The organism is Pseudomonadota bacterium (genome assembly GCA_022361155.1).
Lineage (GTDB): Bacteria > Myxococcota_A > Polyangia > Polyangiales > JAKSBK01 > JAKSBK01.
Genome location: JAKSBK010000393.1, coordinates 1 through 4,268 on the forward strand (window position 1 = coordinate 1; position 4,268 = coordinate 4,268).

The 4,268-nt window shown below is 66.4% G+C and carries 5 protein-coding genes; 4 read left to right on the forward strand and 1 reads right to left on the reverse strand.

Translation table 11 applies throughout. The annotated features are described in order from the left end of the window. Positions 1-637 (forward strand): hypothetical protein (locus MJD61_15140; GenBank protein MCG8556606.1); only part of this gene is annotated, 637 nt, incomplete at its 5' end. Position 638: 1 nt separating this feature from the next. Here the strand turns inward: MJD61_15140 and MJD61_15145 are convergent. Beyond that, positions 639-1,520, reverse strand: coding sequence for an NAD(P)-dependent oxidoreductase (locus MJD61_15145; GenBank protein MCG8556607.1), 882 nt, complete (start codon positions 1,518-1,520; stop codon positions 639-641). 105 nt (positions 1,521-1,625) lie between these two features. Here MJD61_15145 and MJD61_15150 point away from each other — a divergent pair, with 105 nt between their 5' ends. The 3 genes from MJD61_15150 (at position 1,626) to MJD61_15160 (ending at position 4,174) form a co-directional block, all read left to right on the forward strand. Beyond that, positions 1,626-2,423, forward strand: a complete 798-nt coding sequence (locus MJD61_15150; protein MCG8556608.1) for an enoyl-CoA hydratase/isomerase family protein — start codon at positions 1,626-1,628, stop codon at positions 2,421-2,423. 154 nt (positions 2,424-2,577) lie between these two features. Beyond that, positions 2,578-3,378, forward strand: coding sequence for a hypothetical protein (locus tag MJD61_15155; protein MCG8556609.1), 801 nt, complete (start codon positions 2,578-2,580; stop codon positions 3,376-3,378). A 175-nt stretch (positions 3,379-3,553) separates the two neighbouring features. Continuing rightward, positions 3,554-4,174 carry an RNA polymerase sigma factor gene (locus MJD61_15160; protein MCG8556610.1) on the forward strand — a complete coding sequence of 207 codons (621 nt, stop codon included), beginning with the start codon at positions 3,554-3,556 and terminating at the stop codon, positions 4,172-4,174. The last annotated feature ends 94 nt before the right edge of the window (positions 4,175-4,268 follow it).

Sequence of the window (4,268 nt, forward strand, 5' to 3'; positions counted from 1 at the left end):
GATCTACACTGCGACGATCCGCAACAGCGGCACCGTGCCCGTACCTGCCACCAAAGCCAGGATCAGGCTCACGGGCGAAGCCATGGGCCGCGAGTACAGCGTGCCGGCGCTGTCACCAGGGCAGACCCACGACGCCGCTCGCATGCACACGTGGACCATGTTCGGACAGCTCGTGGCCGTCAATGCCACGGCCGATTCCGGCAACGCCGTGATGGAAACCAACGAAAGCAACAACAGCGACGTCCTGGGTCACGCCATCGATCCGCAAACCGACTTGCTAGCGGAGTCCTTTTTCAGCTTTCCTCCGCCACCCTTTGCGCCGGGCACCCGTGTGACGTTCGTCGCACGGTTCCGGAACGCGGGCTCGGGTCGCTCTGGACCGCACATGTCGGCGATTCGCGTTGGCAGCGAGGCGGACCCGCCCCTGGATGCCGTGCCTATTCTCAATCCGGGTCAGGTGCACCAGGTGCTGCGCGAGTGGATCGCCGGCAGCGATTCGGGAGGCGGGGGCAGCGGCGGTCCTGGCATGGGCGCAGGCGGCTCCGGGCCGGCCACCGAGGCACGTGCGATCGCAGACTACCACAACGAAGTAGACGAAACCCGCGAGAACAACAACACCCGTACCATGTCGTTCTAGCCTACCCCACGAACAAGTCGGTTTGCAGCGCCGACCCAGGGTCCATGGCATAGTGCGCGAAATCTCGGACACCTGCCTCGCGCAATACGTCTTCGTCCAGTACGAAGTTGCCGCTGTAGCTGCGGCTGTCGCGGCACAGGATCACGCGGGCGGCGTCGGCCACGATGCTCGGCTTGCGACAGCGGGCCATCGCAGCCTCGCCGCCGAGGAGGTTCTTGATGGCGGCCGTTGCGATCGCGGTCTTGGGCCACAGCGCGTTCACCGCAACGCCCCGATGGCGAAACTCCTCGGCCATGCCCAGCACGCACATGCTCATGCCGTACTTGGTCATGGTATAGGCGACGTGGGAAGCAAACCATCTAGCGCGCATGTCAAGAGGCGGTGAGATGTTGAGAATGTGCGGGTTCGGCGCCTTCAGCAGGTGAGGCAAGCAGGCCTGCGAGCAGACAAAGGTGCCGCGGACGTTGATCTGGTGCATCAAGTCGTAGCGTTTCAAGGGAGTGTGCAGCGTGCTGGTGAGACCGATGGCGCTGGCGTTGTTGACCAGCACGTCGATCGCCCCGAAGCGAGCAGCCGCCTTTTGCACCGCGGCCTGCACCTGATCCTCGAAGCGAATGTCGACGACCAAAGGCAGCGCCTGGCCTCCTGCCGCCGTCACTGCCTCGGCGGCGCTGTAGATCGTGCCCGGCAGCTTGGGGTGGGGCTCGGCGGTCTTGGCCGCGATCACGATGTTCGCTCCGTCCTGAGCCGCCCGGAGCGCGATCGCTTCTCCGATGCCGCGACTTGCCCCGGTGATGAAGAGCGTCTTGCCGCTCAGTGTGGGCGACGCGGTCACGCCGGCCCGATCGCGTGACGCCTGAGACGCCTCGAGTTGATCGCCCATGCAGCGCCGATAATGTCCCTTAAGGTCGATGGTTGGCAAGTCGGAGGGGGCGTTGGTGGTAAAACCCGAAAGCGATCCGGAACCATGCCGGAGGAGGAGAAACCTGTGAGCGACGAGCTGATCATCACCCACGCCGAGCACGTGCGAACACTTCGTCTCAACCGACCTGCGACAAGGAACGCGCTCAGCGCGGAGCTCGCATGGGGCATCGTGCGCGCTATCGAACAGGCAAAATCGGATGACGCGTGCAGGCTCGTCGTGATCACGGGCACTGGAGACGCTTTTTGTTCCGGCCTGGACCTGAAACAGCCAGGTGGGGTCGGGGATCCCCAAAGCGCACAGACCTCGCAGCTCGACGACATCGGTTGGGTGGGCCGCTTCCTGCTTACCCTCAGACAATCGTGCGACAAGCCCGTCATCGCCGCCATCAACGGCGTGGCCGTGGGTGCAGGCCTTTCGCTCGCGATGGCAGCCGATATTCGCATCATGGCACGCGGCGCACGCCTGATGGCCGGCTACCCGCGCATCGGAGGCTCGCCGGACGGCGGGTTGACCTTCACCCTGCCCCAGGCGATTGGCTACGAACGAGCCCTGCGTTTTCTGCTGGAGAACCGCACGGTGAACGGTCCGGAGGCGCTCGAGCTCGGCCTGGTAAGCGAAATCGTCGACGATTCCGAGCTGCCCGAACGCATCGCGGAATATGCCGGTACGGTCGCCGGGCTTTCGCCGATTACGCTACGATTGACCAAGCGCGGTATCGCGCGGGCCACAGCCAGCATCGACCTCGAGGCTCAGGTCCGGTTCGAGCTCAATAACATCAAGACAGCGTTCGCGAGCCAGGATGGCCGGGAAGCGCGCCGGGCCTTTCTCGAGAAGCGGCCGCCGGTGTTCCGAGGTCGCTGAGCCGCAGCCCGAACTGCAAGAAAAAAGGGCCGAGGTTCCTTGCGCTCCGGCTGCCGCGTAGCGCAAAGAACCTCGGCCGTGGGTGGTCCCGCTTGGAAAGCCGTGGGGCTCCAGTGCGGACGGCTCGCTGGTTTGTGACCTACCTGGAGCCGGCTTGATTGGGCTGTGCGCCAGCATGACGGGCGCCGGGGTGACCACCGGGATGACCAGGGCGGGCGCCAGGGTGGCTACCGGGATGACCAGGGCGGGCGCCAGGGTGGCCACCGGGATGACCAGGGTGGGCGCCAGGGTGGCCACCGGGATGACCAGGCCAGGCGCCGGCGCCAGGGTGACCACCGGGATGACCGGGCGAGGCGTCGGCGACGGGATGACCAGGGCGGGCGCCAGGGTGACCACCAGGATGACCAGGGCCGGCACCGGAGTGACCGGAACCACGGCCGGCTCGATCAGGACGGGGGCCGGCTTGGCCACGCATGCCGCCCGCAGCTTGGCCGCGACGGGCGCGCATCTGCTGCCAGCGCTCGGCACGCTGTGCTTTCATCAACTGGCGGCGCTCCATGCGCTGAGCCTGCATCATCTGGCGACGTTGCTGGCGCAGACCCCCGAGCTCTCCGCGCTGCTCGGCTCTCATCTGCCGGCGTTGCTCGCGCAGCTGTGCCCTCTGTGCCGGGTCCTTCGGATTCGCAGCCTGCCGGGCGGCCCGCTGGGCGGCCCGCTGGGATCGGTGATCCTGCCGCAGCTCGCGGCCCTTGGCGCGCAGGCCCTGCCGCTGGTCGCGGTGTTGTTTCCGCAGCGCGCGCCGCTCGGCCCTGCGCTTTTTGGCTGCCGCGCGGGCCTCCGGACCGAGATCCGCGCGCAGGCCAGGGTCCGGGCGAGTGGGGTCAGGTGCAGGGGTGTCTTGCGCTTGAACGGCCGCTGGCAAACCCAGCAGCAGCGCCAGACCGGCAAGAAGTAGCTGTTTCATATCGAGTCCTTCTGGTTAGGGTAGTCAATACGACGGTCGGCCGACCGTTGCGACGGGTAGGACGAGGTTCGTGCTCACAGGGTTCCCGTAATAGAATCCGGGAACCCCGGCGGCCCGCGGCTCGTCTAACACAACCGCGCGCACGGACACTCACCTTGGTCTGGCTTTGACTAGCTCGGCGGACATCAACGGCCTCATCCGGCGGGCGCAGGAGGGCGACGTTGCCGCCTTCCAGAAGGTCATCTCGTCGCATCTCGGACAGGCGCGACGTTTCGCGCGCGGTTTCAGCTCGAACGAGCAGGACGCCGACGACTTGGCCCAAGAAGCGCTCGTCAAGGCGTACCGCTCGTTGCGCTCTTATCGCTTTCGCTCCAGCTTCTCTACCTGGTTGTTCCGTATCACGCGCAACGTATGCATCGATGCGGCACGCAGCCGGGCGGCCAAGGAAAAAGCCCGCCAGGCCTCGCTGCGGGCGTCTCGAGCCTGCGACGAGCTGGCCGTGCAGCCCGACGCGCAGCTCGCCAGGGAACAGGATAGGCAACGGCTGTGGAATGCGCTCAACCGCTTGCCTGGCGAGTTTCGCAGTGTGATCCTGCTGTTCTACGTGGAAGGCATGTCGCACGACGAAATCGCTGCCATCGAGCGCATCGCAGTGGGCACGGTCAAGTCCCGGCTCTCGCGGGGACGCCGGCGACTGCGGGAGCTGCTGCGCCCTGCCGCCTCCACCCGGCCGCCAGCCGGGAACCTATCGGGTCCCTCGCTCGTCAAACCCGAAGGCAGCCCATGACCGATCCCGAAACCAAGACACCAGACCCGCTAGGCGAGCAGCTGCGCGCCCTGCGGGTCGACCCACCGGAGTCGGAGTTTCGTGCTGCCTTGCA